The 23,390-nt window shown below is 69.4% G+C and carries 20 protein-coding genes; 9 read left to right on the top strand and 11 right to left on the bottom strand.

Going from position 1 to position 23,390, the window contains the following annotated elements:
- The first annotated feature begins 12 nt into the window (after positions 1 to 12).
- Complete coding sequence (locus tag C516_RS0105775) at positions 13 to 1,320, top strand: TRAP transporter large permease (protein WP_018717411.1); 1,308 nt, start codon at positions 13 to 15, stop codon at positions 1,318 to 1,320.
- A gap of 1,104 nt (positions 1,321 to 2,424) precedes the next feature.
- Here C516_RS0105775 and C516_RS0105770 read toward each other — a convergent pair.
- Positions 2,425 to 2,943, bottom strand: a complete 519-nt coding sequence (locus C516_RS0105770) for a class I SAM-dependent methyltransferase (RefSeq protein WP_018717410.1) — start codon at positions 2,941 to 2,943, stop codon at positions 2,425 to 2,427.
- Positions 2,944 to 3,319: 376 nt separating this feature from the next.
- Here C516_RS0105770 and C516_RS0105765 point away from each other — a divergent pair, with 376 nt between their 5' ends.
- Complete coding sequence (locus tag C516_RS0105765; protein WP_018717409.1) at positions 3,320 to 3,790, top strand: potassium channel family protein; 471 nt, start codon at positions 3,320 to 3,322, stop codon at positions 3,788 to 3,790.
- A 42-nt stretch (positions 3,791 to 3,832) separates the two neighbouring features.
- Here C516_RS0105765 and leuA read toward each other — a convergent pair whose 3' ends face one another.
- The 4 genes from leuA to C516_RS0105745 all read right to left on the bottom strand — a co-directional run bounded on the left by leuA (position 3,833) and on the right by C516_RS0105745 (position 9,644).
- On the bottom strand, positions 3,833 to 5,542 hold the full coding sequence (gene leuA / locus C516_RS0105760) for a 2-isopropylmalate synthase (RefSeq protein ID WP_018717408.1): 1,710 nt from the start codon (positions 5,540 to 5,542) through the stop codon (positions 3,833 to 3,835).
- Between the two features lie 385 nt (positions 5,543 to 5,927).
- On the bottom strand, positions 5,928 to 7,955 hold the full coding sequence (locus C516_RS0105755) for an ATP-dependent helicase (protein ID WP_026320973.1): 2,028 nt from the start codon (positions 7,953 to 7,955) through the stop codon (positions 5,928 to 5,930).
- A gap of 70 nt (positions 7,956 to 8,025) precedes the next feature.
- Positions 8,026 to 8,661: a maleylacetoacetate isomerase gene (maiA, locus tag C516_RS0105750; protein WP_018717407.1), complete on the bottom strand. Its 636-nt coding sequence runs from the start codon at positions 8,659 to 8,661 to the stop codon at positions 8,026 to 8,028.
- On the bottom strand, positions 8,661 to 9,644 hold the full coding sequence (locus tag C516_RS0105745) for a fumarylacetoacetate hydrolase family protein (protein ID WP_018717406.1): 984 nt from the start codon (positions 9,642 to 9,644) through the stop codon (positions 8,661 to 8,663). The genes maiA and C516_RS0105745 overlap by 1 nt, the downstream gene beginning before the upstream one ends.
- 134 nt (positions 9,645 to 9,778) lie before the next feature.
- Between C516_RS0105745 and C516_RS20420 the strand changes: the two genes are divergently transcribed.
- The 7 genes from C516_RS20420 to C516_RS18710 all read left to right on the top strand — a co-directional run bounded on the left by C516_RS20420 (position 9,779) and on the right by C516_RS18710 (position 17,564).
- Positions 9,779 to 10,231 carry a MarR family winged helix-turn-helix transcriptional regulator gene (locus C516_RS20420; protein WP_018717405.1) on the top strand — a complete coding sequence of 151 codons (453 nt, stop codon included), beginning with the start codon at positions 9,779 to 9,781 and terminating at the stop codon, positions 10,229 to 10,231.
- A gap of 80 nt (positions 10,232 to 10,311) precedes the next feature.
- Positions 10,312 to 11,610 (top strand): homogentisate 1,2-dioxygenase, encoded by a 1,299-nt coding sequence (gene hmgA, locus C516_RS0105735; RefSeq protein WP_018717404.1) that lies wholly within the window; start codon positions 10,312 to 10,314, stop codon positions 11,608 to 11,610.
- Between the two features lie 457 nt (positions 11,611 to 12,067).
- Positions 12,068 to 13,048, top strand: coding sequence for an ABC transporter substrate-binding protein (locus tag C516_RS0105730; protein ID WP_084594100.1), 981 nt, complete (start codon positions 12,068 to 12,070; stop codon positions 13,046 to 13,048).
- On the top strand, positions 13,045 to 15,090 hold the full coding sequence (locus tag C516_RS20415) for a GGDEF domain-containing protein (RefSeq protein ID WP_018717402.1): 2,046 nt from the start codon (positions 13,045 to 13,047) through the stop codon (positions 15,088 to 15,090). Before C516_RS0105730 ends, C516_RS20415 begins: the two co-directional genes overlap by 4 nt.
- Positions 15,091 to 15,238: 148 nt before the next feature.
- A complete protein-coding gene (locus C516_RS18715) occupies positions 15,239 to 16,060 on the top strand; it encodes a metallophosphoesterase (protein ID WP_018717401.1) in 822 nt (273 codons plus the stop codon).
- A gap of 155 nt (positions 16,061 to 16,215) precedes the next feature.
- Complete coding sequence (locus C516_RS0105715; protein ID WP_018717400.1) at positions 16,216 to 16,497, top strand: hypothetical protein; 282 nt, start codon at positions 16,216 to 16,218, stop codon at positions 16,495 to 16,497.
- 71 nt (positions 16,498 to 16,568) lie between these two features.
- On the top strand, positions 16,569 to 17,564 hold the full coding sequence (locus C516_RS18710; RefSeq protein WP_018717399.1) for a L,D-transpeptidase family protein: 996 nt from the start codon (positions 16,569 to 16,571) through the stop codon (positions 17,562 to 17,564).
- A 64-nt stretch (positions 17,565 to 17,628) separates the two neighbouring features.
- Here the strand turns inward: C516_RS18710 and C516_RS0105705 are convergent, their stop codons facing one another.
- The 6 genes from C516_RS0105705 to C516_RS0105680 form a co-directional block, all read right to left on the bottom strand.
- Entirely contained in the window at positions 17,629 to 18,480 is an 852-nt protein-coding gene (locus C516_RS0105705) for a fumarylacetoacetate hydrolase family protein (protein ID WP_018717398.1), read from the bottom strand.
- A gap of 34 nt (positions 18,481 to 18,514) precedes the next feature.
- Entirely contained in the window at positions 18,515 to 20,131 is a 1,617-nt protein-coding gene (locus tag C516_RS18705) for an ArnT family glycosyltransferase (protein ID WP_018717397.1), read from the bottom strand.
- Positions 20,128 to 20,418: a lipid-A-disaccharide synthase N-terminal domain-containing protein gene (locus tag C516_RS0105695; RefSeq protein WP_018717396.1), complete on the bottom strand. Its 291-nt coding sequence runs from the start codon at positions 20,416 to 20,418 to the stop codon at positions 20,128 to 20,130. Before C516_RS0105695 ends, C516_RS18705 begins: the two co-directional genes overlap by 4 nt.
- Entirely contained in the window at positions 20,415 to 21,128 is a 714-nt protein-coding gene (locus C516_RS0105690; protein ID WP_018717395.1) for a glycosyltransferase family 2 protein, read from the bottom strand. The genes C516_RS0105695 and C516_RS0105690 overlap by 4 nt, the downstream gene beginning before the upstream one ends.
- Positions 21,129 to 21,279: 151 nt before the next feature.
- Positions 21,280 to 22,608: a sensor histidine kinase gene (locus C516_RS0105685; RefSeq protein ID WP_018717394.1), complete on the bottom strand. Its 1,329-nt coding sequence runs from the start codon at positions 22,606 to 22,608 to the stop codon at positions 21,280 to 21,282.
- Positions 22,592 to 23,281, bottom strand: a complete 690-nt coding sequence (locus tag C516_RS0105680) for a response regulator transcription factor (RefSeq protein ID WP_018717393.1) — start codon at positions 23,279 to 23,281, stop codon at positions 22,592 to 22,594. The genes C516_RS0105685 and C516_RS0105680 overlap by 17 nt, the downstream gene beginning before the upstream one ends.
- Positions 23,282 to 23,390 lie beyond the last annotated feature (109 nt).

Raw genomic sequence — 23,390 nt, 5'->3', positions numbered from 1 at the left:
GGAGCCCCGTCAATGCCCGCAGAACTGGCCGGCGTCGCCGGCTTCGTCGCCGCCCTCGTGCTCATCGCCCTGCGCGTGCCCGTGGCCGTGGCCATGGGGCTGGTCGGTGTGCTCGGCGCCATCCCGCTGGCGGGCTGGCCTGCGGTGCGGTTCATGCTCGGCACGCTGCCGTTCGGCGCGGTCCATCCCTACGGCCTGTCGGTGGTGCCGCTGTTCATCTTCATGGGGGTGTTCGCGGCCCACGCCGGGCTCTCGCGCAACCTCTACGACGGCATCTATGCCTTCGTCGGCCATGTGCGCGGGGGCCTGGCGCTGGCGACCATCGGCGCCTGCGCCGGCTTCGGGGCGATCTGCGGCTCCAGCCTCGCGACCGCGGCGACGATGTCCCGCGTCGCCCTGCCGGAGATGCGGCGCAAGGGCTACGCGGACTCCCTGGCCGCCGGCGCCGTCGCCGCCGGCGGCACCCTCGGGGTGCTGATCCCGCCGAGCATCATCCTGGTGATCTACGCCCTGCTCACCCGCGAGTCCATCGGCGCCCTGTTCGCCGCCGCCCTGTTCCCCGGGCTCCTCGGCACGGCGCTGTACATGCTCGCGGTGCGCGTGCGCACCCGCACGAACCCGGCGCTCGGCCCCGCCGGGGAGCGCCGGGACGCCGCCGGCCGGCTGCGGGCGCTGGGACGCACCTGGGACGTGGTGCTGCTGTTCGTGGTGGTGATCGGGGGGATCTACGCCGGCCTGTTCTCGCCCACGGAGGCGGCGGCGGTGGGTGCGGCCGGTGCGTTCGTGTTCGCCGCCGTGCGCGGGCGCCTCACGCGCAGCGTGCTGCTCGGCGGGATCCGCGAGGCGGCGGTCACCAGCGGGATGATCTTCTTCATCCTCATCGGCGCCGCCCTCTTCAATTTCTTCATCGAGTCCAGCAACCTCCCGCAGTTCCTGGTGAGCACGGTGGCCGCGCTGGAGTGGCCCGCGTGGACGGTCATGGTCGTGCTGCTGCTCTTCTACCTGCTGCTGGGCTGCTTCATGGACAGCCTGTCGATGATGCTGCTGACCGTGCCCTTCGTCTTTCCGGTGGTGACCCACCTGGGCTACGACCCGGTGTGGTTCGGCGTGGTGCTGGTCACGGTCATCGAACTCGGCCTGATCACCCCGCCCATCGGCATGAACCTGTTCGTGATCCAGGCCGCGGACGAGCGCCTCGCGCTGCCGCAGATCATGGCCGGGATCGTCCCGTTCATCCTCGCCGACGTCCTCCGCCTGGCGCTGCTGCTGGCCTTCCCGGTGATCGCGGTGGGGCTGCCCCGGGCACTGGGACTGGGCTGAGACGTCGCACGCCTTCGGCGCACGACCTACCCGAGATCGCCGGTGGTTTGCCGGGGCGCCGTTTCCCGTAAGGTCGGCTGCGCTCGGCAGCCGACATCCCGCCCGCCCGGCGGGCGCGCGCCGTCGATGTTGGCCGCCAGGCTCGGCCAACCCGAGGGAAGCAGCGCGGCGGCATACCCGATCCGCGGCCGAACCAGTCATCGCATGCGCTGGGTACACGGCCAGCCGCCGGTAGGTCGTGCACGGCCCCGGGCCGTGTGCGACATCCCCGCGAAACCATCCAGGCGTCGCACACCTGACGGTGCACGACCTATCTGGGGCGCGCTTCGACGGTAAAGCGATTGCCCGGAGGCAGCCGACAAACACCGGGGCCGGCACGGCAGTCGTAGGGCCACAGCGCCTGGGGAGCGGGCGCATGTAGGGATCGCACGCCGCCGGGGTGCGCCACCCTCACCTTGGCGACAGGCACCGCGGACACAGCCGCCACCCCGTGATGGTCATGCCAGCCGGCCCAGGCGCGGCTTCCGTGGTGCCGGGCGCAAACGACCGGGCCGGGATGAAAGTACCGGACAAAAAAAAGCCGACCCAAGTGGTCGGCCAAGGAGGAGGAGAGATTGAAAACTCTAGCTGAGACCGAGTATACAGCATTGCGCCGCAACATGAACAGACAGTGAGTCACAAGGGGTTTGACCGCAGTTCACAGATAACCCAACCCGGTGCACTCATTGTGGACGGACAAAAAAAAGCCGACCTGAATGAGGTCGGCCAAGAGGAGGAGAGATCAAAACCGCTGTTGCATTGCAGTATACACAAAACCGGGCAGATGTGAACACCCATTCACGATCAATTCAGCTGATTTCCCCTCGAAAATGGTGCATCGCGTCACAACTCATGCTTGCGTCACCTGCCACGTCCGGTAATATCAACGTCAACCTTGAAGGCGAAGCCCGGCGAAAGACCGGGCCGTCGGCCAAGGGGGGGAGAGGCTACCAAAGCAAAAATAGAATTGGGCCCGCGGCAAGCGGGCTTTTTTGTGTCCGTTTCCAGCGTGCGGGGAATCGTGACGGGCCGCTGGGCGCACCGGCCCGTCCGGTATCGGCAGGGTTACTCCGCGGCCACGCGGCAGCGGTAGCAGTGCGCCGGCGGGATGTTGCGCACCTCGAACTCCTTGTCCACCCGCGGGAAGGTATCCTTGAGGAACGGGAAGACCGCGTTCGAGAACTGGAAGACCAGGAACTCGCCGGTCTCGGCGAGCCCGTTACGGGTCGTCTCCAGGATCTCGTCACGGGTGTCCGCGGGCATGGTGCTGAACGGGATACCGGAGACGATATAGTCCACCCCGTCCCATCCGAGCTGCTCGGTCCACTCATCGAGACTCGCCGCAGAGGCATGGGCGATGGTGAGCCGCGGATCCTGAACGCGCTCCCTCACGTAATCGGCAAAGTCACGGTTGAGCTCCATGACCAGCAGCTCGCCGTCCTCGGGCATACGCTCGAGCAGGGCGCGGGTGAACGTCGCGACGCCGGGCCCGTACTCCACGACGCGCTTCGCGCGGGACCACTCCACGGGCGCGAGCAGCTTGTCGATGAGGTGACGGGAGCTCGGGATGATGGATCCGAGCATCGCGGGGTGCTTGAAGAAGTTACTCGCGAAAAGCCAGAATCCCGACCCACTGGCCGAGGCGTTCGCTGATTCGTTAGCGGCAGACACTCTAACGTTCTCCATTGCTTGAGTTCGTTGGCAGGCCCTGACCGCGGAGGCACACTGAGGTGCCGCACGCACTGAGCGCATAACTTTGGCAGGGCCCGGGGTGCGGACGCAAGTTTACGCGATCCGCCCCACACAGGCGCGGGCGGGATCCCCCGGGAGACGCGCCCGCGGCCGCCGCCCGGACGCGCACCGGAACCATACCGCCGCGGCCGGTGACAGCCGGGCCCGGCGGCAACGATACTAACGGCCGGACAACGAACGCCCGGATCGACGCGGACCCGATACGCACGTGGAACACCCGACCTCCCCCTTCATCGACGCCCTGACCAGCCCGACCCACTGGTTCATGGCCGTGGTAACGGCGCTCCTGGTGGGCATCTGCGTGGTCATCCACTACCAGTGCCTGCAGGTGGGCTGGCGCTTCCTCGTCGGCCAGAGCCTGGCCCGCCACGGCCACCGGCGCATGGTGGTGATCATCCTCGGCCTGCTCGGCGCCCACGTGATCGAGATCTGGATCTTCGGCGCCGGCTATTCGCTGCTACTCGAGCTCGACGGCACGGGCAAACTGGTGGGACTGCCCCTGCAGGGGCTGCTCGACCATGTCTATTTCTCGGCCGTCACCTACACCACCCTGGGCTTCGGCGACATCACCCCGCAGGGCCCGATCCGGCTGCTCGTGGGCACGGAGGCGATCACCGGGCTGGCGCTGGTGACGTGGTCCGCCTCGCTGACCTTTCTCGCGATGCAGCGCAACTGGTAGCGGCCGCCCGCGGGCGGCCGCCGATGCCCCGGCATCACCGGCTCAGGCGAAGCGCTGGCTGCCGTCGCCCCGGCCGATCAGGCCGTTCCGCCGGTCCTCGGGCAACCGCGCCCAGACCCGGTTGATACCGCTGATCACGGCCTTGATCGAGGCGCTGACGATGTTGCCGTCGATACCGACACCGAAGACATCCCCCGCCACCCCCTCGCAGGAGAGCTCCACGAAGCACACCGCCCGGGCGTCCGACCCCCGGCCCATAGAGTGCTCCTCGTAGTGCTGGACACGCACGTCCGCGTCCAGCGCGGCGAGCAGGGCGTCGATGGGCCCGTTGCCGACACCGGTAAGCACCTCCTCGCGGCCGTTCTCGCGGACCTTGAGCCGCACGCCCTGGCGGCCGTCCACGTCGAACAGGCTCTGGCTGACGTAGTCGATGGGGTGATCGAGTTCGAGGTATTCCCGGCGGAAGATCTCCCACATCTCGTCGGCACGGATCTCGGCACCGGTACTGTCGGTGACGCGCTGGATCGCGTTGCTGAACTCGACCTGCATGCGCCGCGGCATGGTGAGGTCATAGTCGCGCTCGAGCAGGTAGGCCACCCCGCCCTTGCCGGACTGGCTGTTGACGCGGATGACCGACTCGTAAGTCCGGCCCAGGTCCCGGGGGTCGATGGGCAGGTACGGCACCCGCCAGGGCGCCTCCGGCTCCTGGGCGGCGAACCCCTTCTTGATCGCGTCCTGGTGCGAGCCCGAGAACGCCGTGAACACCAGGTCGCCGACGTAAGGATGGCGCGGATGGATGGGGAGCTGGGTGCACTGCTCCACCGTCCGTGCGACGTCGTTGATGCGCGAGAAGTCGAGCCCGGGATGCACACCCTGGGTGTAGAGGTTGAGCGCGAGGGTGACGAGGTCGACGTTGCCGGTGCGCTCGCCGTTGCCGAACAGGCAGCCCTCGACGCGGTCCGCCCCGGCCATGACGGCGAACTCCGCCGCGGCGATGGCGGTGCCCCGGTCGTTATGCGGATGGACGCTGAGCACGATGCCCTCGCGCCGGGCGAGGTTGCGATGCATCCACTCGATCTGGTCGGCGAAGACGTTGGGCATGGACATCTCCACCGTCGCCGGCAGATTGACGATCACCGGCCGGTCCGCCGACGCCTCCCAAACCTCGGTGACCGCGTCCACCACCTCGTGGGCGAAGTCCAGCTCCGTCGCGGAGAACGTCTCCGGGCTGTACTGGAACATCCACTCGGTCTCCGGGTTCTCCTCGGCGAGCTTGCGGATCAGCCGCGCCCCATTGACCGCGACCTCGCGGCTGCCGTCGCGGTCGAGGTGGAAGACCAGCTCGCGGAAGGCCGGAGAGGTGGCGTTGTAGAGATGCACGATGGCGCGTTTGGCACCACGCAGCGACTCGAAGGTCTTCTCGATGAGGTGGTCGCGCGCCTGGGTGAGCACCTCGATGCGCACGTCATCGGGGATCATGTCCTCCTCGATGAGCCGGCGCACGACGGTGTAGTCGGTCTCCGAGGCCGAGGGGAAGCCCACCTCGATCTCCTTGATGCCCACGGAGACCAGCATATGGAACATCTCCAGCTTGGTCTCCACGCCCATCGGCTCGAACAGCGCCTGGTTGCCGTCGCGCAGGTCGGTGCTCATCCACACAGGCGGCACATCGATGGTCGCATCCGGCCAGGTACGGTCGGTGAGCTGGATGGGACGGTAGGGACGGTATTTCTTCGACGGATCGGACAACATCGCTCAATTCTCCATGTTCTATCGGCGCAATCGCGGGCCTGTGGCGATGTCACGGCCGGCGGGCTGCCACGTTTCCATGGCCCGCCGACCGCTGATCAGTCGTCGGTTGATCGGTTGCTCGCTGCGCGGCATGGATGCTCGCTCCTCGCAACTATCCGCTGTTACCCCGCCTCGCCCGGCGGGTGGCTGTTGAACGGTGAACTGGGTGTTGTGTGGGGTCTGATTAGCTGCGCGCAAGGCGCAGCAGGAGCAGCCCGGGCAGGAGCCGGGACGGCAGGCGGGAGGTCAGAAGGTGCCGGGGCTGATCCATAAACATGTCCGATAGTTAACGAAGGATCGCCCGGCATGTCAAGTTACGGGCGAGATACCGGCCCCTCACCACACCCTACCCGAGCGCCCGGCGCATCTCCGCGAGCCAGTCCCGGGCCTGGCCGGCGTCCGCCTCGCCGCCACCGGCCGCTCCGCGCCGGCGGTCCACCAGGGTAACCGGCTGGCCCGCACGCACCTCCTCCAGGAACCGCGAGACCGCCAGCCGCCGCGGACCCTCGCCGCCGCCCATGTCCACGCGGTCGGCGTGGTGGAGGATCAACCGGTCCTGGGCCCGGGTGATCGCCACGTAGCCCAGGCGCCGCTCCTCGGGGAGGTTCTCGACCACGCCCTCGCGCTCCATGGGCATGAGCCCCTCGGAGAAACCGAACAGGTGCACCTCGGGCCACTCCAGCCCCTTGGCGGCGTGAACGGTGCACAGGGTCACGCGCCCGCCCTCCTCGGCCTCGTCGGTACCGGCACTGACCACCTCCAGCGCGCTGGCCCACTGGGCGGCACGGTCCGCACCGGCCGGCAGGGCATCCAGGCGCCGGCGCACGGCCCCCTGTATCGCCCGCAGGCGCCCGAGGATGGGCCGCAGGGCGCGCTCGGGATCGCCCTCACCACCCTCGCCGCGGCCACCGCGCCGGGCCCGGCGGAGGAGCCAGTCGTTGATCATGGGGGTCTGGCGACACCACTCGAACAGCCCGCCCGGGCCGCGGGCGTGGAGGTCGTCCAGCGCCCGGCGCAGGGCGTCGAGCCCTTCCGAGGCCCGGGGCGAGAGCGCGCCGGCGGCGGCGAAGGGATCGCCCCCGCCGGAGAGCAGCCGGCTCACGCCACGTACCCCGAGCCCGGGCACGAGCTCGGCGAGCCGCGAGAGGGCGCGGATGTCCCGGCGGTTGGCCGCAAGGCGGCCGGCGGCGAGCATCATGCGCACATCGGCATACCCGAGCAGGTCGGTACCCGCCTTCACGCGGTAGGGCACCGCCCGCCGCAGCAGCGCGGTCTCCAGGAACCGGGCCATGCGGTTCTTGCGGTAGAGCACGGCGAGGTGGTCCGCGGCCGCACCGCCCCGGATCGCGCGCTCCAGGCGCTCGGCGACGCCCTCGGCCATGGCCTCCGCCGCGTCGTAGTGCACGAGATGCACGCCGTCGCCCTCGGGGGCCGCGCGCACCGCATACGGGGACTTGTCCAGGCGCGCGGTGTTGTGGCGCACCAGCGAGGCGCCGCCGCCGACGATCGCCGGGGTGGAGCGATAGTTGCGCTCCAGGCGGTAGACGCTGGCGGACCAGGCCTCGATGAAGGTCCGCAGGTTCTCCGGACGGGCGTGGCGCCACTCGTATATCGCCTGGTCGTCGTCGCCGACCAGCAGGACCGTGCGGCTCGGCGGCGCCAGTAGCTCCAACAGCCGGAACTGCGCGGCGTCGGTATCCTGCGCCTCGTCGACGGTGACATCGCGCAGCGTCCCGGCCACCAGCTCGCGCACCTCCGGATGCCGGCGCAGCAGCCGCGCCGGCAGCGCGATGAGATCGGCGAAATCGATGACGGCGGCGTCGCGCTTCTCGCGCTCGAAACGGCGCAGGCGCTCGAGCATCCGCGCGCTCGCGACCGGGCCGAAGCCGTACTCGCCGCAGGCCGTGACGATGCCCTCCAGGTCCGCCTCCTCGGTGACGTCCAGACCCCGGGCGTTGATCGCCTCCACCGCCTGAAGCGCCTCCTGGCGACGCTGACGCTCGGAGAACGGACCGGCGAGCAGCGCGTCCAGCATGCGCCGAGCGTCGTCCGCGTCCATCAGGGTGGCGTTACCGGGCACGCGGATGTGATGCCCCCAGCGGCGCAGCAGCGCGTTGCCGTAGCTGTGGAAGGTGCCGATCCAGGGTAGCGCGAGACCTTCGGGCAAGCGCTCGCGGATGCGCTCGCGCATCTCGCCTGCCGCCTTGTTGGTGAAGGTCAGCAGCACCATGGCCTCGCCGTCCACGCCACTCTCACGCAGTCGGCGCACGGCGCGTTCGGTGGTGCAGCGGGTCTTGCCGGAGCCGGCACCAGCGAGTACCGCCGCCGGGCCGTCCTCGTGGTCGACTACGCGGGATTGATCATCGTCGAGCATAGGGCGCGATAGTACCGCGTTTCACCCGGCGGCGGGAGCCGGCACCGGCCGGACCGGTGCCGGCCCGCGCTCAGATGGCATCGGGCTGATTCTCCGGGCGCGCCCGTTCGAAGGCGGGCAGGGCCAGGCACGCCTCGTTGATCGCGCGGATGCGCGGATAGGCGGCGAGGTCCATCTCGAAGCGGTTGGCGTTGAACACCTGCGGCACCAGGCAGACGTCCGCCAGGCTGACCGCATCGCCGTGACAGTATGGTCCGGCCGGACCGTCAGCGAGCATGCGCTCCAGCGCGGTGAAGCCCTCGTGGACCCAGTGGCGGTACCAGCCGAGCTTGTCGCCGTCGCTCACGCCGAGCTCGCCGGTGAGGTACTTCAGCACCCGCAGGTTGTTCACCGGGTGGATGTCGCAGGCGACGACCTGGGCGATCGCCCGCACCCGCGCGCGCCCGGCGGCATCATCGGGAAGCAGCGCCGGCTCAGGAGCGATCTCCCCGAGGTACTCGCAGATCGCCAGCGACTGGGTCAGCCGCCGGCCGTCGTGCTCGAGGGTCGGCACCAGGTGCTGGGCGTTGACCGCATCGTATGACCCACCCCGCTGCTCGCCGTCACGCAGGTTCACCGCCACTGACTCGTAGGCCAGGCCCTTGAGGTTGAGCGCAATGCGCACCCGGTAGGCGGCAGTGGAGCGGAAATAGTCGTAGAGGCGCATCAGCCGCGGAACTCCTCGACCTGCTGGTCGATGGCGCCGAAGATGCTCTCGCCCGTCGCGTCGAACATCTCGATGCGCACGCGGTCGCCGAAGGACATGAACGGCGTGCTCGGCTCGCCGGCGTCCAGCTTCTCGAGCATGCGCCGCTCCGCCAGGCAGCACGAGCCCTGGCTGCGATCGTAGTTGGAGATCGTGCCTGAGCCGACGATGCTGCCTGCCTCCATCTCCCGGGTCTTGGTGACGTGGGAGACCAGACGCGCGAAATCGAAGGTCATGTCCACGCCGGTGTTGGGCCGGCCGAAGAGCTCGCCGTTGAGGTGAACGACCATGGGCAGGTGCGCCCTGGTGCCGTCCCAGGCATCGCCGAGCTCGTCCGGGGTCACCGCCACCGGGGAGAACGCACTCGCAGGCTTGGACTGGAAGAAGCCGAAGCCCTTGGCAAGCTCACCGGGAATGAGATTGCGCAGGGAGACGTCGTTGACGAGCATCAGCAGCTTGATGTGCGACGCCGCCGCCTCCGGCGTGGTGCCCATGGGCACGTCGTCGGTGACCACCGCCATCTCTGCCTCGAAGTCGATGCCCCAGTCCTCGCTGCCGGCAACGATGGGATCCCGCGGGCCGACGAAGGAGTCGGAGCCGCCCTGGTACATGAGCGGATCCGCCCAGAAGCTCTCCGGCATCTCCGCACCCCGGGCCTTGCGCACCAGCTCCACGTGGTTCACGTACGCACTGCCGTCCGCCCACTGGTAGGCCCGCGGCAGCGGCGAGGCGAGCGCACCGGGGGCGAGGTCGAACGCCCCCTCCACGCTGCCCGCGTTCAGCCGTCCGTAAAGGGCCTGCAGTGCCGGTGCCGCGGCCGTCCAGTCGTCCAGGGCGGCCTGCAGCGTGGGCGCCACGCCGGCCGCCTCGACGGCGCGGGAGAGGTCGCGGGAGACCACGACCAGGGCGCCGTCGCGCCCACGCTTGAGCGAAGCCAGCTTCATGTTGCCTCCTCATCCCCTGGCGGGGTGTTCATCGGGCATTTGATACGGATCATAGCCGACCACGGGGACGGCCGAGTAGCGTTCGGCAAAGTAGTTTCAGGCAAAATCAAAGTCAAGCAACCCCAGGTGCCGCGATGTCCCTCACCCATGCCGCCACACCGGCCTCCAGGACCCTGCCCGGGCCGCTATGCACCCTCGCCGACGGTATCCAGCAGGCGCTCGACCGCGCCTGTCGTCAGACCGCCGGCATCCGCCTCGCCGACTGGCGGGTGCTCGCCGCCCTCGATGTCCACGGCCCTGTGTCCGCCGGCACCGTGGCCGAACGCGCCGGCCTGGAGCGCCCGCGTGTCACGCGGGCGGTTGCCCGGCTGCGCGAGCGCGGGCTGGTCACCCGCCAGCCGCATCCGGACGACCGCAGGGTCGTACACCTGGCCCTGACAGAGGCCGGGACCGCGTGCCTGAAGCGCCTCGGCGAGATCGAGAACGCCCGTCCGGACCGCCTGCTCGCCCACCTCTCGCACACGGAACGCGAGACCATCGGCCTCCTCCTGGATGGGCTGAGGGATAAGACGGTCCCTGCAAGGTAGTTTCGCTCAAAACTAAATGGCGTTACGATGCCGGCACGAGCCGTCACGGCTCCCCGTTCATACAGGAGGAGAAGACGATCATGCCGCAGGACGAACGCCAGTACCTCAGTGGCTTCCGAAACTACTTCGAAACGGAAGCCGAGCCGGGCGCGCTGCCGGTGGGCCGCAACTCACCGCAGCGCTGCCCTTACGACCTCTACGCCGAGCAGTTCAGCGGCACGGCGTTCACGGCCCCGCGCCACAGCAACCTGCGCAGCTGGCTCTACCGGATTCAGCCGTCAGTGGTCCAGGGCGCTTTCGAGCCCGTGACCCTCGGCCGGCTGGAAGCGCCGGCTCAGACCCCGGTGGACCCGAACCAGATGCGCTGGAGCGCCATGCCCTTCCCCGAGACGCCCACGGACTTCATCGAGGGGCTGTTCGCGGTGGCCGGCAACGGCGATCTCAAGGCCCAGGCGGGCTGCGGGGTATATTTCTACGCCGCCAACCGCTCGATGGACGGGCGCTTCTTCTACTCGGCCGACGGCGAGTGGCTCATCGTTCCCCAGCAAGGCGGCCTCGAGATCGCCACGGAGATGGGTGTAGTCACCGTCGAGCCGGGCGAGATCGCGCTCATCCCGCGGGGCCTCAAGTACCAGGTGCGCCTGCTGGCGGCCCAGGCCCGCGGCTACATCTGCGAGAACTACGGCGCGTTCTTCCGGATCCCGGACCTCGGCCCCATCGGCGCCAACGGCCTGGCCAACCAGCGTGACTTCCTGACACCGGTGGCGGCCTACGAGCAGCGCCGCGGTGATTTCGAGCTGGTGGCGAAGTTCTGCGGCAACCTCTGGGCGGCCCCTCTCGACCACTCCCCGCTGGATGTGGTCGCCTGGCACGGCAACTATCATCCGTGCAAGTACGACCTCGCGCGATTCAACGTCATCAACACGGTGAGCTTCGACCACCCGGACCCCTCGATCTTCACCGTGCTCACCGCGCCCACGGACACCCCCGGGACGGCCAACGTGGACTTCGTGATCTTCCCGCCGCGGTGGATGGTCGCCGAGGACACGTTCCGGCCACCGTACTTCCACCGCAACGTGATGAGCGAGTTCATGGGCCTGGTCCACGGGGTCTACGACGCCAAGGCCGAGGGCTTCGAGCCGGGCGGCGCGAGCCTGCACAACTGCATGACCCCCCACGGCCCGGACGCCGAGACCTTCGATAATGCCTCCACGGCGGCGCTCGAACCGGTCTACCAGGGCGATACCCTGGCGTTCATGTTCGAGTCCCGTTACCTGTTCCTGCCCACGGAGCAGGCCATGGCGGCGCCGTTCCGCCAGCGCGACTACATCGACGTGTGGCGGGGACTCGACGCCCATTTCGACCGCAACCGTCCGTGAGCGTGCGCGGGCCGGCTCTCATCGGCCGGCCCGAGACCCACCCTGTCAGCCCCCGGCAACTCTCATTATAGCAACACGTACGGACTCGGCGGCGGCCGATGGCCGTCGATGCCACGATTGACAGCTGCGTTGCCGGCGGGGATGTGCACACGGCCGGATGACCGCTGCGACGCCGCAGGCGTATGCCACCCATTCCCGGCGTGACAGCGCCGGGGCATTCGGCCGGGACCGTGCATGACCTAACCGGCTGGCTCGCTAGCTCGTGCGCCGCAGGCGTGCGACGTCTTGCCAGCCGTTTCATGCCCGGCGGCGACTGGTTCAACCGCGCGGCACGCCATAATGGGAATTGCTGGTCAGCCCCCTCAACACCGGTGTTTCTTGCCGGCATAATATAGCCTGGGAATTGATATGCCTCGCGTGGGCGGGCCGGTAACGTAACGGACAGCCAAGGGGCACCATGCCACTCAGCTCTCTACGACGGGGGACGATCCTGCTTGTCGTCGTCTTCGTGGTCAGCGCCTGCGCGCGCGATGACCCGCCCGCGCTGCGGCTCGCCATCAATCCATGGCCGGGATACGGCTTTTTCTATATCGCCCAACAGCAAGGCTTCACCGCGGATGTCGGCGTCGATCTCGAGATCGTGGACACGATGTCGCTGCGGGACTCGCGCCTGGCGTTCGAGCGCGGCCAGGTCAACCTCATCGGCGCGACGCCGCTGGAGCTCGTGCAGATCGCCCGGCGGGCGGACCGCGAGGCCCGTGCCGTGCTCGTGCTGGACCATTCCATGAGCGGCGACGTTATCCTGGCGCGGCCCCCGGTATCCGCCGTCAGGGACCTGCGGGGCCGCGACGTCGCCGTCGAACCGGGATCGGTAAATCTACTGGTGCTCGCCAGTGCCCTGGAGAAGGCGGGCGTGCCCGCGTCGGACGTGCGGCTCGCCCCCATGCCCCAGTCCGCGATGCCCGACGCCCTCGCGGATGGCGAGGTCTCGGCCGCCGTCACCTACCCCCCTTTCTCCGATCGCATGGAACGATTGCCCGAGGTGCGCCGTATCTTCGACACCACGGAGAGCCCTGATACGGTCGTCGACGTCCTTGTTGCGTCCAAGGCCATCATTCGGCAGCGGCCCGATGCCCTGCGGCGATTGATGCGCGCCTACCAGCGAGCGCTGGACTGGGCACGCGCGAATCCCGCGGCCGCCACTGAACTCCTGGCCCGCCGCAGCAGTCAAAATTCAAATGAGATCCGCCGGGCCCTTGAGCGCATTCGAATGATCGGACTCCGAGAGCAGCGCGATTACTGGGGTGAGAACGGCCACCTCACCGGCGCGGTCCGCCGCTCCATTGCCGCGCTCGAGGCCTTCGACGGCCGCTCGATCGACCTGGACCCCGAGTATCTACTCGACGGCCGCGCCCTGAAAAAGGCGACAGGCCGGTGAAACACCTGATTCCCCTGCACAAGCGCATAGAGGCGCGTATCGCCATGGCGCTGCTGGCTCTCGCCGCCGTATTCGTTGCCGTGACCGCCTGGGTGAGCTACCTCGAGCACCTGCCCGACGCCCGGGACACGGCCTCCAGGCAGGCGCTACAGATCGCACGGACGATGAACTACGCGGTGGAGACGGTCGCCTCGCGCTCCGCGCTGGAACGCTTCGTCCTCACCGTCGCAGCATCTCCCCGCATCCGTGCAATCGCACTCGCGAGCGCCGACGGGGAGCGCATTGTCGCCGGCTCGCGCCTGGCCTGGCGCGACAGGTCCGCCCGCGAACTGGCCGACACGCCGGTGGGCCCCTCGCTGACGCGCCCCCTGCCCGAGGACGACGTGACGCTCTGGCGGCCGCAGCGCAGCGAGGCCGTAGCGATCTCCCGGCTGAGGATCACCGATCCGGTAAGTGCCGTCGCCCGCAGCCTCGTGGGCGGCCGGGTGGTGGTCGTGCTCGATGCCTCGGACGTAATCGCTCGCGCCCGGAATGACGCCCTCGCCGACGGGGCGTGGCTTGCAGGGGCGGTATCGGCATTCACGCTGCTGATCTTCCTGCTGGTACGCCGCCAGGTGATGCGGCCGATCAATCGCATCTACCACGCGCTCAAGGCGCAGCAGTTCGGTGAGAGCCGCCATGCCGCCCCGGAAACCGGCAGCCCTGAAATCCGGGCGCTCGCGCGCACGGTGAACGACTTCCTCGACCTTCACCATCGCGTTGACCGCTACCGGCGGGTATTCCAGGATCTGCCGGTAGCCGTGGCACGGATCCGCCTCGCCGGCGGACGCCTGCGCATCGAGGCGAACCCCGCCTCCCGGGAACGTCTCGGCGTCGATATGGCCGGCATCACCGACCTGCGCACCCTCCAGGCCCTGTTCGTCAACGACAACCAGCGCCGGGCACTCACCCGCGCCCTGCGAGAACATGGCCTCGTGCAGGGCCGCGAGGTCCTGATCGCGCCGGGCCCCGATGCGCCGCAACGCTGGATCGCGGTCACCGCGCGACTTGCCCTTGAGGACGGCAAAACCGTCATCGACGTCATAGCCGAGGACATCACCGTCCGCAAGGAGGCCATGCAACGGCTCAACGCCGAGCGCGACCGGCTGCGGGACATCGCCGACAGCATCCCGGGCGCGGTCTACGAGTACCGCCTCATGCCCGACGGCAGCGAGCGCTTCCCCTTCGTCAGCGACGGGCTGCGAACGCTCCTCGGGCTGTCCCCCGAGGAACGCACGGACGACCCCGGGACACTGTGGTCGCGCATCCTCCCGGAAGACCTAGACCAGATGCGTGCCGCCACCCGCCATGCCAACATCGGCACGCCCTCCGAGTGGCACGCGGAGTTCCGTGTCCGCACCGATCATGGCGTGAGGTGGCTGTTCGGTCACGCGATCCCCGCCAACGACCCCGGTCCGGGACAGCTCTTCCGCGGCGTGCTCATCGATATCACCGAACGCAAGGAGCTGGAGGCGCGCCTGGATCGGGCCGCACGCCATGATGCGCTCACCGGGGCCCTCAACCGTGCCGGCTTCGAGCCCCTGCTCGAACACGCCATGGCAACGGCACGCCGCTACGACCGGCCGTTGTCACTCCTCATGGCCGATCTCGACCACTTCAAGGCCGTCAACGACCGCTACGGCCACGAGATGGGCGACCGCGTGCTGGCGCACTTCGCCCGGATCGTCAGTGACCGGCTGCGCAACAGCGACACCTTGGTGCGCTGGGGCGGCGAGGAATTCATCGTGCTCCTGCCGGAGACCGACCCGGACGGCGGCTGGCGGATCGCCGAGGCACTCCGGCAGACGGTCGCGGCGAGCACCTCCCCCACCGGCGAGGCGGTGACCGTGAGCATCGGCGTCGCCACACTACGCCCGGACGATACCGTCAAGTCACTGATCCGCCGTGCCGACGCTGGCGCCTACCGCGCAAAGCGCGGGGGCCGCAACCGGGTAGGCGGGCCATTTTCCGGCACCACAGCCACCCAATCCGCGGCCCGCTAACCGGTCCTTGCGGCCGGTTCTGGTGCACAATCTGTCCGCGGGCACATGCCGTAGGCCATAATGCGCGTAGCGTCGCCCGCGCTACAGGAGGAGAGGACATGAGGGACGTCACCGGACACCGCGGACCGGGACACAGGGGGCCGTGAGCATGCGTATCCAGATCGTCAGCGACCTTCACCTGGAGACCCGTGACGGCGCCACCCTGGAGGACCTGGTGGCCGCGGTGGACGTGGACCTGATCGTGCTCGCCGGCGACATCGCCACCGGCACCCACGGCGTCGAGGCGGCAGCGAGGCTGTCCGCCGACCGTGACACCCCGGTGGCATACGTGCTCGGCAACCACGAGTACTATGGCTGGCACTTCCCCGACCTCGCCGCCGACTGCCGGGAAACCGCGCAGACACTGCGCGAACGGGGCACTGGCGAGGTCCACGTCCTCGAGCGTGAGTTGCTCCATCTCGGCGGCGTGCGCATCGTCGGCGCCACGCTGTGGACCGACTACCGCCTGCACACCCACGGCGACATCCAGCAGGTCGGGCGCAACCGGCGGATCGCCGCGCGCCAACTCGCGGACCACCACTTCATCCACACCCGTGACGGTCCCTTCCGCCCCGAGGACGCCCAGGCCGCTCACCAACACACCCGGGAATGGCTCGAGGTTGTGCTCGCCGAGGCCTGGGACGGCCCCACGGTGGTCGTCACCCACCATGCGCCGGTCCCCCAGCTCAGTCACCCCGGCTACCCCGGCGACGGCCTCGCCGCGGCCTTCGCCTCGGACCTCAGCGGCCTCATCCACAGGCACCCGCCCGCTCTCTGGATCTCGGGGCACACCCACGCGAACGCGGACCTCACGCTCCGGGGCACCCGCTTCGTCGCCAACCAGCCCGGCTATCCCCACGAAGAGACCGCCAACATCGGCCGGGCGACGTTCGCGCCGGACAAGGTCGTGGTGGTCGAGCCGACGGGCTGACCCACGGGCCGCCGGCCCAGCCCCACATGGCCGGCGGCGTGCAGCCGCACGCACTGTCACGCAAGCGACGCCGTGGTGTCACGCCGGGGTAACACCATGGCCGCTACCCTCCCGGCATGAACTTGGCAAAACACGAGAAAGCCGGGACAGCGACCATGCACAGCCCACACCACCTGCACCCCCGCGGCCACGAACAGCCCCTGCGCACGCCGGCCGGGGCGCCCTACCACGCCGCCGCCGGCGACGTCGTGCAGCTTCATACCGGCGGTGAATGGCTGGACGTACGCATCACCGCCGCCGGTCGCAGCGAGCTGGCCGGGGTGGTGCTCGCCGCCTACTCCACCCACGAGCCGGCACGCCCGCACATGGAAGGTGAACGCCACAGCCTGCGCTTCAGCGAGGACCACATCTGGCGGTGCGTCGAGCTGCGCCGCTGACTGCACGGCAAGGGTGCACCGGCGCCGCCGAGGTGGCAGGATAGCGGGTCCGTCACCAAGGGGCCGTCGAGATGCCGGACACGCCGCCAGACGCGGACCGCCGCCGAATCCTGCAGGCCTTGGCCGGCCTGTTCTTCGCCGGACCGTTCCTCGCCCGGGGCGCCGATAGGGGCTCGGGGGCACGCCGACAGCACCTCTACGAGTGGACGTTGCCACCCGGCGATAGCGCCCTCGTGGGTCGCGCTCACGTCAGTCAGGTCCGCGAGGGCGAGACCCTGTATGACGTGGCCCGGCGCTTCGATGTGGGCTACTGGGACATCATTCTCGCGAACCCGGACGTCGACTTCTGGCTCCCCGGCAGCGGCCGGCCCGTGGTCATCCCCAGGCGCTTCATACTCCCGGACACACCGCGAGAGGGCATCGTGGTCAACGTCCCGGAGCTACGGCTGTACTTCTACCCGCCCGCAGGAGACGACGGCCACCAGCGCGTGATCACCCACCCGATCGGCATCGGGCGCCAGGACTGGAGCACACCGCTGGGGACGACGAGCGTCTCGGAAAAGATCGTCGACCCGGCGTGGTACCCGCCGGCGTCCATCCGCGCAGAGGCCAGGGCCGAGGGCGAGCCCCTGCCGGGCGTGGTGCCGCCGGGCCCGGACAACCCACTCGGCGCCTACGCCCTGATCCTGGCGCTACCGGGTTACATGATCCACGGCACCAACCGCCCTGAAGGCGTGGGCATGCGCGTCTCCCATGGCTGCATCCGGCTCTACCCGGAGGACATCGCCGCGCTGTTCCCGCAGGTGCCCCGGGGCACGCCGGTGCGCCTCGTCCAGCAGCCCGTCAAGCACACCTGGGCCCGGGGCCGGCTCTGGGTAGAGGTGCACCCACTGCCGATGACTGACGACTACACCGCCAACGACCTGCGCTTCAGCGCTGACGAACGACGCCGCCTCGAGGAGCGGGTCACGGCGACGGCACTCGCCCGCGGCCAGCTCCCCGATCGCGATCGGCTCGCCGCGGTACTGGAGCGCCCCAGCGGGATCCCCACGCCGGTGACCGACTGACGGCGCAGCCGCCCGCTGCGAGCCGGCGCCGCCCCGGCCGTGCCCATCGCAGAGCGCCCCGGCGCTAGTCGCGGGTATCGGCTACCACTCGATGAGTCTGCTCGCCCAGTCTCTCGACCCCGAGACGCACCGTCTCGCCCGGGCCGAGGTACCGGGGCGGCTGCCGGCCCATGCCGACGCCGGCCGGAGTCCCGGTGGCGATGACGTCCCCCGGCTCCAGAGTCATGTAGCGGCTTAAATGGCTGATCAACGCCGCCACGGGGAAGATCATCTCCGCGGTGGTACCCTCCTGCATGCGCTCGCCGCCGACCTCGGTCCACAACCCCAGTGTCTGCGGGTCCGGGACGTCGTCCGCGGTCACCAGCCACGGCCCCAGCGGGCAGAAGGTATCGTGGCTCTTGCCCTTCACGAACTGCCCGCCGTGGTCCTTCTGCCACGCCCGCTCGGAGACGTCGTCGAGCACGCAGTAGCCCGCGACGTGCGCCAGTGCCCAGACCTCGTCCACGCGTCGTGCGCTCTCGCCGATCACCACACCGAGCTCTACCTCCCAGTCGAGGCACTCGGCCCCCGGCGGGCGGAGCAGGTCGTCGTCCGGTCCGCACACGGAGGAAACGGCCTTCGAGAAGACGATGGGTTGCTGCGGCGCCGGTGCGCCGGTCTCGCGAGCGTGATCCCGGTAGTTCAGGCCGATGCCGAGGATCTTGCCGGGCCGTGCCACGCAGGGGCCGAGGCGCGGCTCGTCGTCGACAGCGGGCAACGACGCCGGATCCAGCGCCGCGAGGCGCCGGCGCGCATCCACCGCCAGGGCCGGAGCGGCGATATCGTCGACATGGCCGGAGAGGTCGCGCAGCGTGCCCGCGGCATCGAGCACTCCCGGCCTCTCGGCGCCGGGGGAACCGAATCGCACCAGTCGCATGGCATCTCCCTCGAATGACCGCAAACGGAAGGCCTCAGGCCGAGGGTCGGGCGTCGGGACAGCTCCGGAAACCGGGCATGTCGCGGGCGCGGGTCACCACCAGCCAGTCACTGCGGAAGGGCCGCTTCATGAGCACGGGCTGATCCGGAATGCGCTCAGCGTTCTCGTAATAGCGGATTACCACACCATCCCGGTACGAGCAGATCCAACCCTTCACCTCATCGTCATCGATCACCGTGACCGGCCGGCTGAGCCGGCCCGGGAATCGCAGGCGATTGTGATACTTGCCGACGTGGGCGACCGGATGCCCGGTTTGCTGCAGCCCGGCGACCAGGCGTCCCACCGGCGCCAGGTCGTACCATGCTGCGGCCACCCCGCCGATGCCCAGGATGATCACCACCACGGCGATGACGTTCAGGCTCGACAGGGCGATCGCCCGACCCACCGGGCGTGCCGCCGGCGCGAGCATGCCCAGGGCGATGAGCACCAGCGCCGCCGGTAGCCACAGTGGCACCTCGGCAACCCAGCCGGGCGCGCTCTCCGGGACCGCGCCGAGGTGGGGCCACAGGGTAATCCCGGCCGCCAGGAGCATCCCCCCTGCGGCGGGCAGCGCATCCCACCAGCGGCTCACCGTCTCGCCCAACTCGTCGATCCCACGGGCCATCAGCAGCGCCAGCCCGGGCAGCAGCGGCAGCAGGTAGTGCGCCTGTTTGCCGCTGATGAGCGTGAACGTGACGAACGCGGTGACTAGCCAGCTCACAAGCAACCCGGTGCCCGCCTCCCGTCGTGGCCGCAGGCGAGCAAGCGTGCGCCAGCCCGACAGCCAGCCGATCCAGGGAAAGACCAGCAGCGGCAGGACCGCCAGGTACCACCACCACGGCCGAGCATGGGCGAAGGAGTTGACCATACGACCCGCACTCTGCCCCCAGAAGATCGTCTCCGCATATGCCGGGCCGCCGCGGATCGCCGCCGGCACCGCCCAGGCCAGGGCGATCGCCGCGCCGCCGATCACCGCGAGCCCGATGTGTGCGTACCATCGCCGCCAGCCGCCGGCACCGCCGCTGTACCACAGCGGCGCCAGCAGCGCCGTCGGCAGCACGTGCACGAGCACCACCGGTCCCTTGGCGAGTATCCCGAGCCCGAGCCCGAGGGCGAGCAGCAGGGGACCGCGCCGGGTGTGGCCACCGGCGAGTTCCGCCACGCCGACGAGGGCAATCAGCACGCACACCGTAAGCAGCACGTCGAACATCACCGCCGGCGCCCACACCGCCCAGAGACCGGTACCCATGAGCATCACCGGCGCGATCCGGCGTACCCTCGGCCGCTCCGGCCACAGCAGCGCCGCGAGACGCACGGTCAGCCCCGCGGCGGCGAGAGAGCACAGCGCCACGGCCACCCTGGGCCACCAGTCGCTGACCCCGAAGGCCGCCCAGCCGGCCTGCATCAGCCAGAACAGCAGCGGCGGCTTCTGGGCGTAGAAGGCGCCGTTGATGCGCGGCACCAGGAAGTCGCCGCCCTGCCACATCTCCAGCGCCACGCCCGCGTAGCGGGTCTCGTCGATGGGTATCAGCGGCAGTACGACCAGATATACCGTGGTCAGTAGCGCGAGCGCGCCGACAACCCATGCCGCGATCAGCCAGTCCCGTCTCATGCGCCCTCCGCGTCGACGCCCTCGCCACGATGGCGGTAGATGAAGTAAAGGTTGCGCAGGTAGATGAACAGCCCCGAGGCCTGGCCGATGATGAACACCGGATCCTCGCGGTGAATCGCATAGGCCAGCAGCGTCATCCCGCCCGCGATGCTGAAATACCAGAACGGCACCGGAATGACACTGCGCCGCGCGCGCTCGCTCTGGAACCACTGCACCAGGAAACGCAGCGAGAAGAGCGCCTGGCCGAACAACCCCACGCCCAGCCAGATGAAGGTCGGCTCGATCATGGGCTCACCTCGTGATAGCTCACGTTCAGGCGCCGGTGACCCAGCCACAGCACCCCGAGAACATCGACGATCCCCACCCACAGCCGGTTACCGAGCCCGTACTTGGAGCGCCCAGCATTACGGGCACGATGGTTCACCGCCAGGGTCGCCACCTGCGCCCCGGCTTGATGGAACAGCGCGGGCAGGAATCGGTGCATGTGATTGAAATGCGGTACGGACAGGAAGATCGCGCGGCGGAAGAGCTTCAGACCGCAGCCCGTATCCGGACAGCCATCATCGAGCACACGCCGGCGCACGCCGTTGGCCACGCGGGAGGAAACCCGCTTCAGCCAGGTGTCGTTGCGGCGGCGGCGCCAACCGGCGACGAGATCGGCCGCGGTGCGCTCACGCTCGGCGATCAGCCGGGGGATGTCGGCGGGATCGTTCTGGCCGTCCCCGTCGAGGGTAAGGATCCAGACACCCGCCGCAGCGGATACACCCGTGGCGAGCGCCGCGCTCTGGCCGGCGTTGCGCTCGTGTGCAATCACGCGGATGCGTGGGTCCGCCCGGCGCAGCCGCGCCAGGCGGGAGACGCTGTCATCGGTGCTGCCGTCGTCGACGAATACGATCTCGTAGTCGACGAAGTCTTCCAGGGCCCTGTGCACCTCGTCAGCCAGGGAAACGACATTCTCGGTTTCGTTATAAACGGGGATGACGACCGAATACTCCACCTGCTGCCTCGACCTTCCATGAGCGTGTGCGCGAGTCTAATGAAGGGGTTGTTAACAGAATGTGTACGGGCGGGGCGTGTGCATCGCACCGCACCATCCGCACGCGACCCCGGACGGCCGATGCCCGCTTCCCCCGCGCTGCGCCCGGATGCTATCCCGGCGCCGATGCCTCGGCAAAGCGCCACACCACCCGCGTACCCACGCCAACGGTGCTGTCGATGTCGATGCGCCACCCGAAACGCCGGCACAACCGTTCGGCGATGGACAGCCCCAGGCCGCTACCGCGGCTGAGGGTGTTGCTGCCCCGCACCCCGCGGAGACGGATGCGCTCGATTTCTTCCGCGGGGATACCAACGCCGCTATCCTCGACACTGAGACGATCCCGGTACAGCCGGACCCGGACATACCCGTTGCGGGTATGCTGCACCGCGTTGCGGATCAGGTTCTCCGCCACGGCGCGAATCGCCACTTCCGGGGCCGCCAGGGTCGCCCGGGCGATGACCTCCCAGTCCACGGGGATCCCGGCGTCGGCGGCCAGCCGCCCCACCAGCGGCGCGAGCACCGGCTCGACCTCGACCGGCGCGTGGGGGATATCGCCCGAGGCCTCGCGCGCCAGCACCAGGAGCGCGCCGACGGTATCGGTGATCTCGCGTGTCGCGGCGTTCGCCCGGGCCAGCGCCCGACGGGTCGGCTCCGCCAGGCCGGGATCGCGCTCCGCGATCTCCAGCGAGCTCCCGATCACGGCCAGGGGATTGCGCAACTCGTGGCTCGCGTCCGCGGAGAATGCCCGCTCGCGCTCCAGGGCCTCGACCATGCGCCGCTGGTAGTCCGCGAAGGCGCACGCAAGCTCTCCGACTTCGTCCGGGGGATAGTCATCGCTCTCGATGCTGACCCCCCGTAGCACCCGTTTACCCTCACCCACGGACAGCGCAAGGCGGCGCAGCGGCTCGATCAGCCGCCTGGAGAAATAATAGCCCAGCCACAGCGAGACGTAGAGCGCGAGCACGCTACCCCCGGCGACTAGCCAGAGCGTGAGGGATTCCCGGTATTCCAGCGTTGTGAGGTCATCGGCGACAACGAACGTCTGGCCGTCACGGCGCGCCACCGCCAGGGCCCAGCTCCGGCGCTGCGACAACCGCGCGACCGCGTCCACCCGCAAGGGTCCCTGGTACTCAGCGGAGCCGCCCTGTCCCAGCTCGTAGAGGCCCTGCTCCCAGCCCGCTACGCCCTCGGGGAGCATGGCGGGAGGGAGACGACCGTAGACGAGCACACCGGGCCGTTGCGGGGAAGCGCGCAGGTCGAACCGTTCGGGCGCCGCGACGACCTGCTCGAGCCGAGCGCTGAGGGCGCGGGCCACCGCGCGTTCCTCTAACTGGTACGCGGCAGCGAGCAGCCCCCCAACCAGCAGCGGCCCGAGCACTATGCCGGCGGTGACGAACGCCGCCAGAATGCGGAACCGGAGGCTATGCCTGGGCTTCATCCGCGGGCACCAGGCGATATCCGACCCCGTGCACCGTGTGCAGTAGCCGCTGGTCGAAGGGGTGGTCGATGACACGGCGCAGGCGGTGGACATGGGCGCGGAGGGTGTCGGTGGCAGGCGGCTCGTCACCCCAGAGCGCTTCCTCCAGCGCCTCCCGCGTGACCACGTTCGGCGCATCGCGCATCAACCGCCGCAGCAGGAGGAAATCGGCGCGGGCGAGGCTGACCGGCCGGCCGGCGCGGAACACCTCCCGCGTGCGCTCATCGAGATCGAGGTCGCCAACGCGCAGGCTCGTCCGGTTGAACGCCCCGCGCGCGCGGCGCACCTGGGCGCGGATCCGTGCCTCCAGCTCCGCAAGGGCCACCGGCTTGACGAGGTAGTCATCGGCGCCGTGCTCGATCCCCGCGAGCTTCTCGTCGAGCTCACCCCGAGCCGTGAGCATGATCACCGGGGTGGCGTCACCGCCCTCCCTGAGACGGCGGCAGACCGTCAAGCCGTCAACGCCCGGCAATGCGAGATCCAGGACGATGACATCGTAATGGTGGCACCCGGTCAGGCGGAGCGCCTCGCGGCCATCGGCCGCAGAGTCCGCGACGTGACCGCAGGTTTCCATGTAATCCACGATATTGGCTGCGAGATCGAGGTTGTCCTCGACCACCAGGATGCTGGTCAATGCCGTGCTCCGGAAGGGGTTTCCGACACATCATAGCCCGTTCACCGCGGGGTACGCATGGCCGCGGACGCACCCATGGCCCAAGCCAACCGTGCGGCGGCTCCTGCCC

This window comes from Arhodomonas aquaeolei DSM 8974, from assembly GCF_000374645.1.
GTDB classification, from domain to species: domain Bacteria; phylum Pseudomonadota; class Gammaproteobacteria; order Nitrococcales; family Nitrococcaceae; genus Arhodomonas; species Arhodomonas aquaeolei.
The sequence above is the reverse complement of the archived record's forward strand: the minus strand, read 5'-3'. Positions and strand labels throughout refer to the sequence as shown.